Origin of the sequence: Klebsiella sp. Q11, assembly GCF_964241505.1 — a bacterium.
GTDB lineage: Bacteria > Pseudomonadota > Gammaproteobacteria > Enterobacterales > Enterobacteriaceae > Klebsiella > Klebsiella michiganensis.
Window position 1 is genome coordinate 241516 of the sequence record NZ_CAXSXW010000008.1, and the last position, 14588, is coordinate 256103.

At 58.3% G+C, this 14588-nt stretch carries 13 protein-coding genes; 7 read left to right on the forward strand and 6 right to left on the reverse strand.

Annotation, left to right across the window (positions count from 1 at the left end; genetic code table 11):
- Positions 1–10: 10 nt before the first annotated feature.
- The gene (locus ACESQ2_RS15495) at positions 11–769 is read right to left on the reverse strand and encodes a MerR family transcriptional regulator (RefSeq protein ID WP_373170826.1); all 759 of its coding nucleotides are present in this window, start codon (positions 767–769) and stop codon (positions 11–13) included.
- A 210-nt stretch (positions 770–979) separates the two neighbouring features.
- Here ACESQ2_RS15495 and ACESQ2_RS15500 point away from each other — a divergent pair, with 210 nt between their 5' ends.
- The 3 genes from ACESQ2_RS15500 to ACESQ2_RS15510 are packed head-to-tail and all read left to right on the forward strand — an operon-like array spanning position 980 to position 3902.
- Entirely contained in the window at positions 980–2668 is a 1689-nt protein-coding gene (locus ACESQ2_RS15500) for a sensor histidine kinase (RefSeq protein WP_004852614.1), read from the forward strand.
- Complete coding sequence (btsR, locus tag ACESQ2_RS15505) at positions 2662–3381, forward strand: two-component system response regulator BtsR (RefSeq protein ID WP_046877547.1); 720 nt, start codon at positions 2662–2664, stop codon at positions 3379–3381. The genes ACESQ2_RS15500 and btsR overlap by 7 nt, the downstream gene beginning before the upstream one ends.
- Before the next feature lie 53 nt (positions 3382–3434).
- Positions 3435–3902, forward strand: a complete 468-nt coding sequence (locus tag ACESQ2_RS15510) for a DUF1456 family protein (RefSeq protein WP_373170828.1) — start codon at positions 3435–3437, stop codon at positions 3900–3902.
- Between the two features lie 103 nt (positions 3903–4005).
- Here the strand turns inward: ACESQ2_RS15510 and ACESQ2_RS15515 are convergent, their stop codons facing one another.
- Together ACESQ2_RS15515 and metG are read right to left on the reverse strand one after the other, a co-directional pair.
- Positions 4006–4473 (reverse strand): YehR family lipoprotein, encoded by a 468-nt coding sequence (locus tag ACESQ2_RS15515; protein WP_014230129.1) that lies wholly within the window; start codon positions 4471–4473, stop codon positions 4006–4008.
- Between the two features lie 201 nt (positions 4474–4674).
- Positions 4675–6708 carry a methionine--tRNA ligase gene (metG, locus tag ACESQ2_RS15520; protein WP_032693702.1) on the reverse strand — a complete coding sequence of 678 codons (2034 nt, stop codon included), beginning with the start codon at positions 6706–6708 and terminating at the stop codon, positions 4675–4677.
- A gap of 151 nt (positions 6709–6859) precedes the next feature.
- Between metG and apbC the strand changes: the two genes are divergently transcribed.
- Both apbC and ACESQ2_RS15530 read left to right on the forward strand, forming a co-directional pair.
- Positions 6860–7969, forward strand: coding sequence for an iron-sulfur cluster carrier protein ApbC (apbC, locus tag ACESQ2_RS15525; protein WP_004103811.1), 1110 nt, complete (start codon positions 6860–6862; stop codon positions 7967–7969).
- A 349-nt stretch (positions 7970–8318) separates the two neighbouring features.
- On the forward strand, positions 8319–8648 hold the full coding sequence (locus ACESQ2_RS15530) for a hypothetical protein (RefSeq protein ID WP_004852607.1): 330 nt from the start codon (positions 8319–8321) through the stop codon (positions 8646–8648).
- 54 nt (positions 8649–8702) lie between these two features.
- On the opposite strand, the gene ACESQ2_RS15535 is transcribed toward ACESQ2_RS15530, so the two are convergent.
- Positions 8703–9020, reverse strand: coding sequence for an RcnB family protein (locus tag ACESQ2_RS15535; RefSeq protein ID WP_004852605.1), 318 nt, complete (start codon positions 9018–9020; stop codon positions 8703–8705).
- A gap of 169 nt (positions 9021–9189) precedes the next feature.
- On the opposite strand from ACESQ2_RS15535, the gene ACESQ2_RS15540 reads away from it, so the two are divergent.
- Positions 9190–10110, forward strand: coding sequence for a LysR family transcriptional regulator (locus ACESQ2_RS15540; protein ID WP_014230127.1), 921 nt, complete (start codon positions 9190–9192; stop codon positions 10108–10110).
- Between the two features lie 260 nt (positions 10111–10370).
- On the opposite strand, the gene ACESQ2_RS15545 is transcribed toward ACESQ2_RS15540, so the two are convergent.
- Together ACESQ2_RS15545 and ACESQ2_RS15550 are read right to left on the reverse strand one after the other, a co-directional pair.
- Positions 10371–11714 (reverse strand): NCS2 family permease, encoded by a 1344-nt coding sequence (locus tag ACESQ2_RS15545; RefSeq protein WP_046877546.1) that lies wholly within the window; start codon positions 11712–11714, stop codon positions 10371–10373.
- Between the two features lie 2 nt (positions 11715–11716).
- Complete coding sequence (locus tag ACESQ2_RS15550; RefSeq protein WP_046877545.1) at positions 11717–13528, reverse strand: adenine deaminase; 1812 nt, start codon at positions 13526–13528, stop codon at positions 11717–11719.
- Between the two features lie 120 nt (positions 13529–13648).
- On the opposite strand from ACESQ2_RS15550, the gene ACESQ2_RS15555 reads away from it, so the two are divergent.
- Entirely contained in the window at positions 13649–14563 is a 915-nt protein-coding gene (locus tag ACESQ2_RS15555) for a LysR family transcriptional regulator (protein ID WP_170911950.1), read from the forward strand.
- Positions 14564–14588 lie beyond the last annotated feature (25 nt).

The window sequence follows — 14588 nt, forward strand, 5'->3', positions numbered from 1 at the left end:
GACAGGCGCGTCAGGCGCCGCCTCCGGGAGACGTGGCGGTGGCGTGATTCAGCCAGATAATCTGCCCCTGCTGCTCCCAGAGGCGCATTTGATTGACCTGGGCGCTACAGGGCACTTCTCCACACCAGACCATCAGCGTACTCTCCGGGAAAAGCTCCGGTCGGAGCTGGTTCAGCGAATGGGCGAGAATGTCCACCCGCCAGCCCTGTTCGCTGGCTATCCAGCCCTCCAGCCATAGCCGAGTGATATCGTTCACATTCCAGCCGATAATCAGCGCATGGCTGCCGGGATATTTTGCCGTGGATGAAAGAGTGCGGGCGATATGATTAATCAGAATACCATCAAGGATGCCCCGCAGCGCCAGCAGCGTGGGCTGCGGGCTAAGCAGGCGCTGGCGTAATGGATTAATCAGATTCTTCACCAGAATTTGCGCTGACTCGCTGTGGTTGCGCTCCTTAAGCCACATACGCAGGCGATGGTAGCTACCGTTTTGCAGATAACCGAGCAAAATTTCCTGCTGCTTGCGCCAGCCGTCGGCCATCTCCTGTTCATTATCCATCAGCAGCGTTTTCACTTTCCCCACCTGCACGCCGGAGTCAATCCAGCGTTTAATTTCGCGAATCCGGTCTATCTCATATTCGTTGAACAGGCGGTGGCCGCCGTCGGTACGCTGGGGTTTCAGTAATCCGTAGCGCCGCTGCCAGGCGCGTAACGTCACGGGATTGATATCGCAAAGCTGGGCCACTTCGCCGATTGTATAAAGCGCCATTTTCTCCTCCCGCTGTGTTCTCCTCCATTAACTGTAGAAGCTGTTTGCCGAAGCGGGAATTTTTGTCTGTTTTTTGTACAGATTTGAGCCGGCGAGACGCGAAGAAATGTGATCCTGAACATGAATTATCATTTTCATGTATTGCTTCAAAGAAAGTTATAAGCAAGCAGTGTATGTTACGCGCTTTCAAATGAAGTGTGGTCTGCGGGTATGTACGAGTTTGATCTGGTGTTGCTGCTGCTTCAGCAGATGTGCGTGTTTTTGGTTATTGCGTGGCTGATGAGCAAAACGCGGCTGTTCATCCCGTTAATGCAGGTTACCGTCCGGCTGCCGCATAAGCTCCTGTGCTACGTAACCTTCTCCATTTTCTGCATCCTCGGTACCTACTTCGGGCTGCATATCGAAGACTCGATCGCCAATACGCGCGCCATCGGCGCGGTGATGGGGGGCCTGCTGGGCGGGCCGGTGGTTGGCGGCCTGGTGGGGCTGACCGGCGGGCTTCACCGCTACTCGCTGGGCGGCATGACCGCGCTGAGCTGTATGGTATCCACCATCGTAGAAGGGCTACTCGGCGGGCTGGTACACAGTATTCTGGTCAAACGCGGGCGGCCGGACAAAGTCTTCAGCCCGCTCACCGCCGGCGCGATCACCTTTTTCGCCGAGATGGTGCAGATGCTGATTATTCTGCTTATCGCTCGCCCGTTCGAAGATGCCCTGCATCTGGTACAAAGCATCGCCGCGCCCATGATGGTCACCAACACCGTCGGGGCGGCGCTATTTATGCGCATCCTGCTGGATAAGCGAGCGATGTTTGAAAAATATACCTCGGCCTTCTCGGCTACGGCGCTGAAGGTCGCCGCTTCGACGGAGGGGATCCTGCGCCAGGGGTTCAACGAAGAGAACAGCATGAAGGTCGCGCAGGTGCTGATCCAGGAGCTGGATATCGGCGCGGTGGCGATAACCGATCGCGACAAGCTGCTGGCGTTTACCGGGATCGGCGACGATCACCACCTCCCGGGCAAACCCATCTCTTCGCTCTATACCCAAAAGGCGATCGATACCGGCGAAGTCGTTTACGCCGACGGCAACGAGGTGCCTTACCGCTGCTCGATTCATCCGAACTGCAAGCTGGGCTCGACGCTGGTCATCCCGCTGCGCGGCGAAAATCAGCGGGTCATCGGTACCATTAAACTCTATGAAGCGAAAAACCGCCTGTTTAGCTCCATCAACCGCACGCTGGGGGAGGGAATTGCGCAGCTGCTGTCGGCGCAGATCCTGGCCGGACAGTATGAGCGGCAAAAGGCGCTGCTGACGCAGTCGGAAATCAAGCTGCTGCACGCCCAGGTAAACCCGCACTTCCTGTTCAACGCGCTGAATACGCTAAAAGCGGTGATTCGCCGCGATAGCGACCAGGCCGGGCAGCTGGTGCAGTATCTGTCGACCTTTTTCCGCAAAAACCTGAAGCGGCCAGCGGAGATCGTGACCCTGGCCGATGAGATTGAACATGTGAACGCCTATTTGCAGATTGAGAAAGCGCGTTTTCAGACCAATTTGCAGATTCATATGCTGGTGCCCGAGGCGCTGGGGCAGCATCAGCTACCGGCGTTTACCCTGCAGCCAATCGTCGAAAACGCGATTAAACACGGGACTTCGCAGCACCTTGGGGTGGGCGAAATCACCATCCGCGCCAGTCAGCAAGAGCGCTGGCTGCAGCTGGATATTGAAGATAATGCCGGGCTGTATCAGGACAAACCCAGCGCCAGCGGGCTGGGCATGAACCTGGTCGACCGCAGACTGCGGGCGCGCTTTGGCACCGACTGCGGGATCACCGTAACCTGCGAGCCGGAATGTTTTACCCGCGTCACGCTGAGACTGCCTCTGGAGGAAAGCGCATGTTAAAAGTATTAATTGTCGACGACGAGCCGCTGGCGCGTGAAAACCTGCGTATTTTGCTGGAGACCCAGCCTGATATTGAGATCGTTGGCGAATGCGGGAATGCCGTCGAGGCGATTGGCGCGGTACATAAGCTGCGCCCGGACGTGCTGTTTCTGGATATCCAGATGCCGCGCATCAGCGGTCTGGAGATGGTCGGCATGCTCGATCCGCAGCATCGGCCCTATATCGTCTTCCTTACCGCGTTTGACGAGTACGCGGTGAAGGCCTTTGAAGAGCACGCGTTTGATTATTTACTGAAGCCGATTGAGTCCGCCCGGCTGGAAAAAACGCTGTTTCGCCTGCGCCAGGAGCGCAGCCTGCAGGATATGACCGTGCTCGACGATACCCAGCAGGCGCTAAAGTATATTCCCTGCACCGGACACAGCCGGATCTGGCTGCTGCAGATGGAAGATGTGGCCTTCGTCAGCAGCCGGATGAGCGGGATTTATGTGACCGACCGCGAAGGGAAAGAGGGCTTTACCGAGCTCACCCTGCGCACGCTCGAGAGCCGAACGCCGCTGCTGCGCTGCCATCGGCAGTATCTGGTTAACATGTCCCATCTCATGGAGATCCGCTTTGAGGAGAACGGCCAGGCGGAGCTGCTGATGCGCGCTGGCCAAACGGTGCCGGTCAGCCGCCGCTACCTGAAGAGCCTGAAAGAGGCGATTGGGCTGTAAAACGGCGGAATCGTGATAGACTTAGCGGCAGATTTTTTCATCATGAAGGCAATATGATCAGTAACGATATTCTCCGTAGCCTGCGCTACACCCTGAAAACCAATAACAGCGGCCTGGTTCGTATTTTTGCCCTGGCGGATGCGCCGGTCAGCGCGGAACAGCTGGTTCCCTGGCTGAAAAAAGAAGACGAAGAGGGGTTTGTGCGCTGCCCGGATATCGTGCTGTCGAATTTCCTCAACGGCCTGATTTACGACAAACGCGGTAAAGATGCGTCCGCGCCGCCGCTGGCGGTCGAACGCCGGGTGAATAATAACATCGTGCTGAAAAAGCTGCGTATTGCCTTCTCCCTGAAGACGGATGATATTCTCGCTATCCTCACCCAGCAGAAATTCCGCGTCTCCATGCCGGAAATCACCGCCATGATGCGCGCCCCGGATCATAAAAACTTCCGCGAATGCGGCGACCAGTTTCTGCGCTACTTCCTGCGCGGACTGACCGAGCGCGAACAAGCGAAATCCTGATATGCCTCCCCGGCTTGCGGCGTAAACGCCTGAGCCGGGCTACTAAATGCACGGCTCCGTAGCCCGGCTCAGCGCAGCGCAAGCCGGGAGTACTCCGCACCAGTCAGGGCTGTTTCACTTCTTTAAAACCCTGCGATTTCAGCAATTTCTCCGACTCGCTTAGCGAAATGAACTTTTGTGAACAGTCGGAAAAACTGGCCCCCGGCAAGTGACACAGCTCGCTGATTTTAGCCTGATTAAAGTCGATGGAGAGGTGTTCCTGCGCGACGTTCTCTTTATAGTCGACGCTGTGGGTAACGCCTTTGATTTTGCTGTAGGCCGCGCCGATAGGGTCGATGACCTTGCGCGCCTGCTCTTCGTTACTTACCCCGAGTGATTGATAGGGGATAGTATTCTCCGCGTCCTGGCGGGTGACGACATCGCCTTTGTAGTGATAGATGTAGGTCAGATCAACGCCGTTGATCGTGTTGTTAAACGTTTTGACCTCATCTTTGTTGTTATCGCAGCCAACAAGCGCGGCCATCAATAGCGTGGCGCCCAGAGCGGCGGTCATCCTGCGGTTAAATTTCATTATCATTCCTTGTTAATCAATCATCATCTCTAATTGTATACAGAATTGGGCGATGGTGCCGGGCGTATCCTCGGAAGTCGCCGTTTCGCGCCTATGCCAGCGTTTTCTTCTTTCTGCGCCAGCACCCGGCGGGCGATGTCGTCGACAATATCGTGGCGCTCTAAAAAAAAAAGCGCTGCCGGAGCAGCGCTTTATACAGCCTTACTTGACCTGCTGGCCCGGCTGAGCGCCGCTGTCCGGGCTGAGCAGGAAGATATCTTTCCCGCCAGGACCTGCGGCCATCACCATGCCTTCAGAGATGCCGAAGCGCATTTTGCGTGGCGCCAGGTTAGCGACCATCACCGTCAGGCGGCCAATCAGCGCCTGCGGATCCGGATAGGCGGAGCGGATGCCGGAGAAGACGTTACGCTTCTCGCCGCCGAGATCCAGCGTCAGGCGCAGCAGCTTATCGGAACCGTCGACGAACTCGGCGTTTTCAATCAGCGCGATGCGCATATCCACTTTGGCGAAATCGTCAAAGGTGATAGTTTCCTGAATCGGATCGTCCGCCAGCGGGCCGGTGACCGGCGCTGACAGCGCCTTCACTTCTTCTTTCGACGCTTCGACCAGCGCCTCAACCTGCTTCATTTCGATGCGGTTATACAGCGCTTTAAAGGCGTTAACCTTGTGACCGAGCAGCGGCTGCTGGATAGCATCCCAGCTCAGTTCGCCGTTGAGGAACGCTTCGGCGCGGGCGGCCAGCTGCGGCAGAACCGGCTTCAGCCAGGTCATCAGCACGCGGAACATATTCAGGCCCATGGTGCAGATGGCCTGCAGATCGGCGTCGCGGCCTTCCTGTTTGGCGACCACCCACGGCGCCTGCTCGTCAACGTAGCGGTTTGCCACGTCGGCCAGCGCCATGATTTCGCGGATGGCTTTCCCGAACTCGCGGCTGTCCCACGCATCGCCAATGCTTGCTGCCGCATCGGTGAAGGTTTTATACAGCTGAGGATCGGCCAGCTCGGCGGACAGCATACCGTCGAAACGCTTGTTGATGAAACCGGCGTTACGCGAGGCAAGGTTAACCACCTTGTTGACGATATCGGCGTTGACGCGCTGCACGAAGTCTTCCAGGTTCAGGTCGATATCATCGATACGCGACGAGAGCTTGGCGGTGTAGTAGTAGCGCAGGCTGTCGGCGTCAAAATGATTCAGCCAGGTGCTGGCCTTAATAAAGGTACCGCGCGACTTGGACATCTTGGCGCCGTTGACCGTCACGTAGCCGTGAACGAACAGGTTGGTCGGTTTGCGGAAGCTGCTGCCTTCCAGCATCGCCGGCCAGAACAGGCTGTGGAAGTAAACGATGTCTTTGCCGATAAAGTGGTACAGCTCGGCAGTAGAGTCTTTCTTCCAGTACTCTTCGAAGCTGGTGGCGTCGCCGCGCTTGTCGCACAGGTTCTTAAAGGAGCCCATGTAACCGATCGGCGCATCCAGCCAGACGTAGAAGTATTTACCCGGCGCGTTCGGGATTTCGAAGCCGAAGTACGGAGCATCGCGGGAGATATCCCACTGCTGCAGGCCGGACTCGAACCACTCCTGCATTTTATTCGCCACCTGCTCCTGCAGCGCGCCGCTGCGGGTCCACGCCTGAAGCATTTCGCTGAACGACGGCAGGTCGAAGAAGAAGTGCTCGGACTCGCGCATCACCGGCGTCGCGCCGGAGACGACCGATTTCGGCTCGATAAGCTCGGTCGGGCTGTAGGTCGCGCCGCATACTTCGCAGTTATCGCCGTATTGATCCGGTGATTTACACTTCGGACAGGTGCCTTTCACAAAGCGGTCCGGCAGGAACATGCCTTTTTCCGGATCGTAAAGCTGAGAGATGGTGCGGTTTTTGATAAAACCGTTCTCTTTCAGGCGCGTGTAGATGAGCTCCGACAGCTCGCGGTTTTCATCGCTGTGCGTGGAGTGGTAGTTGTCGTAGCTGATGTCGAAGCCAGCAAAATCGGTCTGATGCTCCTGACTCATTTCGCCAATCATCTGCTCCGGAGTAATTCCGAGCTGCTGCGCTTTCAGCATGATCGGGGTGCCGTGGGCGTCGTCGGCGCAGATGAAGTTGACTTCGTGGCCGCGCATTCGCTGGTAACGGACCCAGACATCAGCCTGGATGTGCTCCAGCATGTGGCCGAGGTGGATTGAGCCGTTTGCGTACGGCAGCGCGCACGTTACCAGAATTTTCTTCGCGACTTGAGTCATAGTGGGCATTACATCTTCTATTGTAAAAAGGGGTTTTGATGTTACCGCAAAGGCAATAATTTGGTAAGCCCAAAGCTTATGGTGGGGGAATTATTCCCTTTAAGGTAAACTTAACGCACAAGATTCAACTCACAATAACAAAGGAGTCGGGATGAGTTCGCAATCCCAGGCCAAATCCCCCGAGCGTCTGCGCGCGATGGTCGCCGGGACCCTGGCTAATTTCCAGCACCCAACCCTGAAACATAACCTCACTACGCTGAAGGCGCTGCATCACGTCGCCTGGCTGGACGAGACCGTGCACATTGAAATTCAGATGCCGTTCGTCTGGAACAGCGCGTTTGAAGCGCTGAAGGAGCAGTGCAGCGCCGAGCTGCTGCGCATTACCGGCGCCAAAGCCATTGACTGGAAGCTGACGCACAGCATCGCCACGCTTCAGCGGGTAAAAAATCAGCCGGGCATCAACGGCGTGAAAAACATTATCGCCATCAGCTCCGGCAAGGGCGGGGTGGGTAAATCGTCGACGGCGGTCAACCTCGCGCTGGCGCTGGCGGCGGAAGGGGCGAAAGTCGGCATTCTGGATGCCGATATTTACGGGCCGTCGATTCCGACCATGCTCGGCGCGGAAGATCAGCGTCCGACTTCGCCGGACGGCACCCATATGGCGCCGATTATGAAATTCGGTCTCGCTACCAACTCCATCGGTTATCTGGTGACCGACGACAACGCCATGGTGTGGCGCGGCCCGATGGCCAGCAAGGCGCTGATGCAGATGTTGCAGGAAACGCTGTGGCCGGATCTCGATTATCTGGTACTGGATATGCCGCCGGGCACCGGTGATATTCAGCTGACGCTGGCGCAAAACATTCCGGTCACCGGCGCGGTCGTCGTCACCACGCCGCAGGATATTGCCCTGATCGACGCCAAAAAAGGCATCGTGATGTTTGAAAAAGTCGAGGTACCGGTGCTGGGTATCGTGGAAAACATGAGCATGCATATCTGCAGCAACTGCGGACACCACGAGCCGATTTTCGGTACCGGCGGCGCGCAGAAGCTGGCGGAGAAATATCATACTCAGCTGCTGGGCCAGCTGCCGCTGCATATTACCCTGCGCGAAGACCTCGACAAAGGGACGCCGACGGTGGTTGCGCGTCCGGAAAGCGAGTTTACCGAGACCTACCGCCAGCTGGCCGACCGCGTCGCGGCGCAGCTGTACTGGCAGGGGGAAGTCATTCCCGGAGAGATAGCCTTCCGCGCGGTCTAATCTCCTCACTATCCTGAGCCGCCCGGCGTTTTTCGCCGTGCGGTTTTTTATTTTTTCCGTCCCCGGTTTTCTACCGAGGAGATAATCACCGCGCGAATAATATCGCTGTTAAATATTATTTATTTTTATTCACATTTAGCGATATTGAGATTAATCAATAAAACATATTGCTAACATTGTTTTCCTCTGGCGGTTGTGCGAGCTTTAATAGCAAAGAAGTAACGATTTTAATTCGCCGTGATGAGATTTAATTTTGGCTTTTTATTTGGCGAAACGTGGATGTTATCAGTAATACGTATATAAAAACGATGGAAGGAAAGTATAGCCGTACACATTTCCGGAGTGCATGATGAATAATATTGCTCTAATCGTTAAGTTACGAGAACTACTGGTTATTTTTATGCATACGCGCTCGCTGCCGGAGAAAGCAGCAGACGCGTTGCGTTATTGCCAGGAGCATCTCCCGATAGCTGAGATTCCGATTGGCGCTTATGGTGAGTACAGTGATATTTTTGAACAGATTGTTTTTTTATCGGATGACAAGAGTCGTACGGCCCCGGATGATTTACTGCGTAGCGGTGGCGATCTGATATTAAGTATTTTAATGCTCTATGAGCAGGTTGCTTCATATATTGCCGTCGAGGAATTTATGCAAAAACAGAACCGCTTTAACGAATAGCGCTTTGCCACAAAAAAACGCCAGCGGCAGGGAGAGCGCGCTGGCGTTCAGCTTTTAGCGATGGTAGAAAATCTCGCCATCATAAATTTTGAGGATTTTCCCCTCGGTTTCGGTAATCAGCACGTAGCTTCCGCCCATATAGGTCCAGCGGGTCCCGGCATCCGGCGCAGGCAAATTGCGCTGCTGCCACTGCTTGATGTTGTATTCTGGCGTGAGGTACAGCGGCGGGACGGTATCGCCGATGTGAAATTGTTTGAAGTCCGCGGTGACCCCATCCAGCTCATATTTCTGTATACCTTCGCCGGTCGCCGCCCACGCGCCGCTGGCGCAGGCCAACAGTACGCCCAGAAGCATCATTTTTGTTTTACGCATAATTTCCCCATTATTATCCTGGACACAAAATCGCAGCCTCGTATGATTCCTGATACGTCAAGGGATTGGCAAGCGTTGGTTTGGTTAAAAGTGTAAGCAAACGGTGATGCAGCGCCGTTTTTCATCGGCGCGCGCTTGTTTTGAGAATAATCCGGGTTGAGGAGTGTGTATGTTCCGGCTGGAAGATCTGGCATTGTTTGTCCGCGCTGCGGCGTTAAGCAGCTTCAGCGATGCGGCGCGAGAGGCCGGGCTGCAGCCCGCGCAGGTGAGCGCGGCGATCAAGCGTCTGGAAACGACGCTGAATATTCGTCTTTTTGCCCGTTCTACGCGGAGTTTACGCCTGACGCCGGAAGGCGAAACCTGGCTGCCCTATGCCACGCAGATGCTTGATACGCTGCACGCGGGGCTGCAAAAAATCAGCACGCCGGATGACGAAGTACGCGGTACGTTACAAATTGCCGTGCCGTCCGACCTGGGGCGCAACTTGCTTCTGCGCGTGTTTCGCGCTTTTCGCCAGCGCCATCCCGCGCTGCGCCTGCGGATACTGTTTTCCGATCATCGGACCGACGTATTTAAAGATCCGGTAGACGTGGCGTTTCGCTACGGCGATAACGACGATGCCTCGTTTATTTCCCTGCCCGTCGCGCCGGAGAACCGCCGGATGTTGGTGGCCTCGCCCGGCTGGATAGCCGAACACGGCGAACCGAAGACGCTGGAAGATTTGGCCCGGCACAATGCGCTGACCTACGTGCTGCGCGGCAGGGCGTTCGATCGCTGGCCGCTGAGCCTGGACGGGAAGGTCCATTACGTGCAGGTTGCCGGCACTATCGTGAGCGATGATGCGGAGGTGATTCGCCGCCTGGCGGTTGCCGGGGAGGGGATCGCGTTCAAATCTGAACTCGACGTCGGGGATGATATCCGTGAAGGGCGGCTCCAGGTGCTGTTGCCGGAGTATCAGGGCGACGTGGTGCCGCTGAATATGATTTGCCCGCACCGCAAGCAGCTTTCGCCTGCGGTACGGTTGCTGTATGAGGCGGTGAAAGAGGCGTGCGAAGCGGTTCATTCCCGCGCGCCCTCTGCGGGCCGCTAGCGCCGCCTCCGGGACGGTGTCAGGGTGAAGCATCGGCGTGGCTTTTCCCCGGCTCGCGCTGCGCTTAGCCGGGCTACGGGTTCACAGCAATCTGCGGGCCGGTAGCCCGGACAGGTGCGCCAGCGCCGCCTCCGGGAACGGTGTCGGGGGGACGGATCGGCGTGGCTTTTTCCCGGTTCGCGCTGCGCTTAGCCGGGCTACGGATTGGTAGCCCGGACAGGCGCGCCAGCGCCGCCACGGGAGAACGATCGATGCGAAGCTTAATGCTTCACCAGCGTGGCAAAGTAGTAGACCAGCGGAATCGCAAGGATCCACAGCCCGATGGGGATTTCCCGCCATTTGCCGGCAATCGTTTTAATCACCACATAAAACAGCAGCCCGCCGGCAATCCCGGTCCCGAAGCTATTGGCAATCAGCGTAATCATCACCATCATCAGCACCGGCAGGCCGTCGGTGAAGTTTGCCAGGTCCACTTTGCGCAGGCCGCTGAACATATTCAGGCCAATGAGGATCAGCGCAGGCGCGGTCGCCTCTTTCGGAATCATCAGCGCCACCGGGGTAAACAGCAGCATCAGGAGGAACATCACCGCCGCCGACAGCGCGGTCAGCCCGGTTTTACCGCCGGCTTCCGCTGCCGCCGAGGATTCAATCAGCGCGGTCGCCGCCGGAATGCCCAGCCAGGGGCCAACGGCCGCGGCGATCGAATCAACCATAAACGGGCGATTGATATGCGGCATATTGCCTTCTTCATCCAGCAGACCCGCTTCGCCGCCTACCGCCAGCGTGGTGCCCATCGTGGAAAAGAACTCTGAGGCGAAAAAGACGAACAGGAACGGCAGGAAGGCGATATTCAGCGCGCCCAGCATATCGATTTGCCCCAGCACCGGCGTCAGCGAATGCGGCATATCGATAAAGCTGCCCGGGAGTCTGGTGACGCCCATCGGAATGCCGACCAGGGTGGCAAAGAGAATCGCCCACAGAATTGAGCCGGGGATTTTTCTCGCCTGCAGGGCGATGGCCAGAAACAGCCCGCAGAGCGCCACCAGCGCCTCTGGTGAGAGAAAATCGCCGAGCATCAGGGCGTTGGTTTTGGCGTTAGCCAGCACCAGCCCGGCGTTACGGAAACCCAGCACCGCGACAAACAGCCCAATGGAGGCCGTCAGGCCGAGCTTGATCGACTGCGGCACCGAACGGGTCACCACTTCACGCAGGCCGAACCTGGTTAGCAGGAAAAACAGAATCCCCGACCAGCAGGCGATCCCAAGACCAATCTGCCAGCCAATGCCTTCGCTGCCCGCCAGCGTGACGCCGACCAGCACCGAGCCGCCGATGCCCGGCCCGACGATAAACGGCAGGTTGGCATAAAACGCCATCAGCAGCGTGCCGCCGACGAACACCAGAATCGTGCCGGTGGTTGCCGCGCCTTTATCCATCCCGCCAACCGCCAGCAGGCCGGGGATAACCACCAGCAGGTAGGCGGCGGCGAGAAAGCCGGTGATGCCCGCGAGGCATTCGGTGCGCAGCGTGCTGCCGCGGGAATACAAGGCAAAACGGCGCTCCAGCCAGCTTCCTTGCGTGGATGAATGAAGGGTATTGTCGGCCATGCTCAGGCTCCCTGATGATTATTGTTGTGTTCTGTGTGTTCCGGGATTTCCCGGCAGTCTATCAGCGGCTCGACGATCTGGCGGGTGCTGCCGTCGGTCAAACCTAAATCGGTCAAATGCGGCCCGGCGTTACAGGCAAGGCAGGTGCCTTCGATAGCCTTAAATACGCGATAGGGCGGCTCCCAGTCGGCGACCTCCGCGCTCAGGTCGCGAAGCTGGCGGAACTGTCTGGCCAGCTCCGGAGCGGGCAAGTCGGAAAGCATTCCGGCAATCGGCATCGCCACGTGGGCAAGGATTTTTCCCTGCTGAGACAGCGCCATACCGCCGCCGGAGGCGATCAGGCGGTTTGCCGCCAGCGCCATCTCGTCGGCATCGCGGCCGAGCACCACCAGGTTGTGGGAATCGTGGGAGTAGCTGGTGGCGATGGCGCCGCGCAGCTCGCCCCAGCCTTCCAGCAGCGCAATTTGCGGCGTCGCCTGGTGACGACCGTGGCGGTGCTTAACCCAAACCAGGCTAAACCCGTCCGGGATTTGCACCCGGCCATCGCGGACCTGCACCTCAACCTCTCCCCACTGGGTAAAGCGCGCGCCGCGAATATGCCGCAGGCGGGCGACGCCGTGGCGAATCGCGCCGACGCGGAGGATAAAATCGTCAGGGCTGAGCGGCGGCATCTGCAGGGTATCGCGCGGCGGGGTAATACCCGGCGCCGGCGGAATCGACTCAAGCAGGGCGCCCTCGCGGGCAATCAGCTTCCCGGCGACGTACACCTCCCGCGCGTCGAGCTTTTCTAATGAATCAAAAACCACCAGATCGGCGCGGCGTCCGGCGGCAATCAGCCCCAGATCGTTACGCTGCAGACGGATCGCCGCGTTTAAGGTGGCGAAGCGCAGGACGTCGGTGGCCGGCAGTCCGTGCTCAATCAGCAGGTTGAGCAGGGCGATAATGCCGCCTTTTTCCAGCAGCATATCCGGCGGCACATCGTCGGTGCAGACGGTGATTTGCGAGGAGAGATGCGGCAGCGTTTTCAGCGCGTTAACGATATCCGGCAGCAGGTAAGGGTGCGAGCCGCGAATTTCGATAGTCAGCCCGGCGCGCAGTTTTTCCAGCGCATCATCCGCCGAGGTGAGCTCGTGATCGGAGGTGACCCCGGCGGCAAGGTAGGCCTGCAGATCCGCGCCGCGCAAACCGCGGGCGTGGCCTTCGATCAGCTTGCCGCTATTGAGACCGGCCTGGATAATCTCCTGCATCCGCTCGCTGCCGTGCAGCACGCCGTGCATATCCATCACTTCGGCGACGCCGCAAACTTCCGGCCAGGCCAGCATGGTTTCCATCTCCGCGCCGGCAAAATCGGCGCCGGACATCTCCAGTCCCGGCGTCGACGGCACGCTGGAAGGCGCCGCGACCATCACCTGCAGCGGCAGATGGCGGCTGGCGGCGACGGCGTAGCGCACGCCTTCGACGCCCAGCACGTTGGCCAGCTCGTGCGGGTCCCAGAATACCGCCGTGGTACCCTGAGCCAGGACGATTTCGGCATAGCGTTCAGGCGGCAGGTGGGAGCTTTCAAGGTGGACGTGCGTGTCCATCAGCCCCGGCGACAGGAAATATCCCGCCAGCGAGCGGCGTTCGTGGGCATCGGAGCGGCTGCCGCGCGGGTGCACGCTGGCGATGGTTTCGCCGACGATCCCGACGTCGGCCTCGCGGATCTCTCCGGTGGCCATATCGACAATCTGCGCGTCGGTTAATAAGAGATCGAACGGGGATTCGCCGCGTGCGGCCTGCACGGCGCGGCGGCGGGTTTCAGCACTGCTGGACATAACAACTCCGGCACAAGGATAATGGGGATACTCTAGGGGCAGAGCAAACGTTTGCCCAGATGAATAAATTTATCGCCCGATAACCTCGGGTTATTCTGCATGCTCACCATTGATGAAAACATGATGACTGAACCCTGGCAGCGTCTGCCCGCGCTCTCCCTTAAGCAGATCCAGTACTTTGTGACCCTGGCCCAGCTACGCCACTTCACCGACACCGCCAACCGGCTGGCTATCAGCCAGCCGGCGCTAAGCAGCGCGCTGCGGCAAATCGAGACGGTGCTCGGCGGCAAGCTGGTCAACCGCACCGCCTCGGCGGTGACCTTAACCGATCTGGGTGCGGCGATTTTGCCCCACGCCCGGCGGGTGCTGAGCGTGGCGCAGCTGGCGTTTCAGGATATGCAGCAGATAGTCGAGGCCGGCGGCGACGGTACGGTGCGTATCGGGCTGGTGCCCTCGGTGAGCTCGCTGCTGTTTCCGCTGCTGCCGCAAACGCTGGCCCAGGCGTTTCCGCGCCTGAGGGTGGAGTTTCACGATCAGACCAACGACGCCCTGTTTTGCGAGCTGCGGTCGGGAAAGATAGATTTTGCCGTTGGCGCAATAGACAGTTCGTTACCGCCTGAGCTGCAGGTTTATCCTCTGCGCGACGATCCGTTTGTGGCGGTGCTGCACTGTGACGATCCGCTGGCCGGGCAGCCGCATCTGCCGTGGAAGCTGCTCGCGGGGCGCGATATCGCGGTGTTCTCAAAGGGCAATATTCAGCGTCTGGTCGGCGCGCTGGCGGAGAGCCATCGCCTCACGCTGAATACGCGTTATCAGGTTGACTATATTGAAACGCTTTACGGCCTGGTGCGTTCCCGGCTGGCGGTGGCGATTCTGCCTGAGCTGTATACTACCCACCTTCAGGATCCGGCGTTAAAGGTGGCGCAGCTTCAGCAGCCCGCGCTGACGCGAACCGTGGCGCTGATGCGCGGGCCGCAGCCTTTGCCGCCGCTGATTGAGGAATGTTTCGCATTATTGCTAAGTTCGCTGCGCTGACCGGCGCGCGTCGACTCCGGGAGGG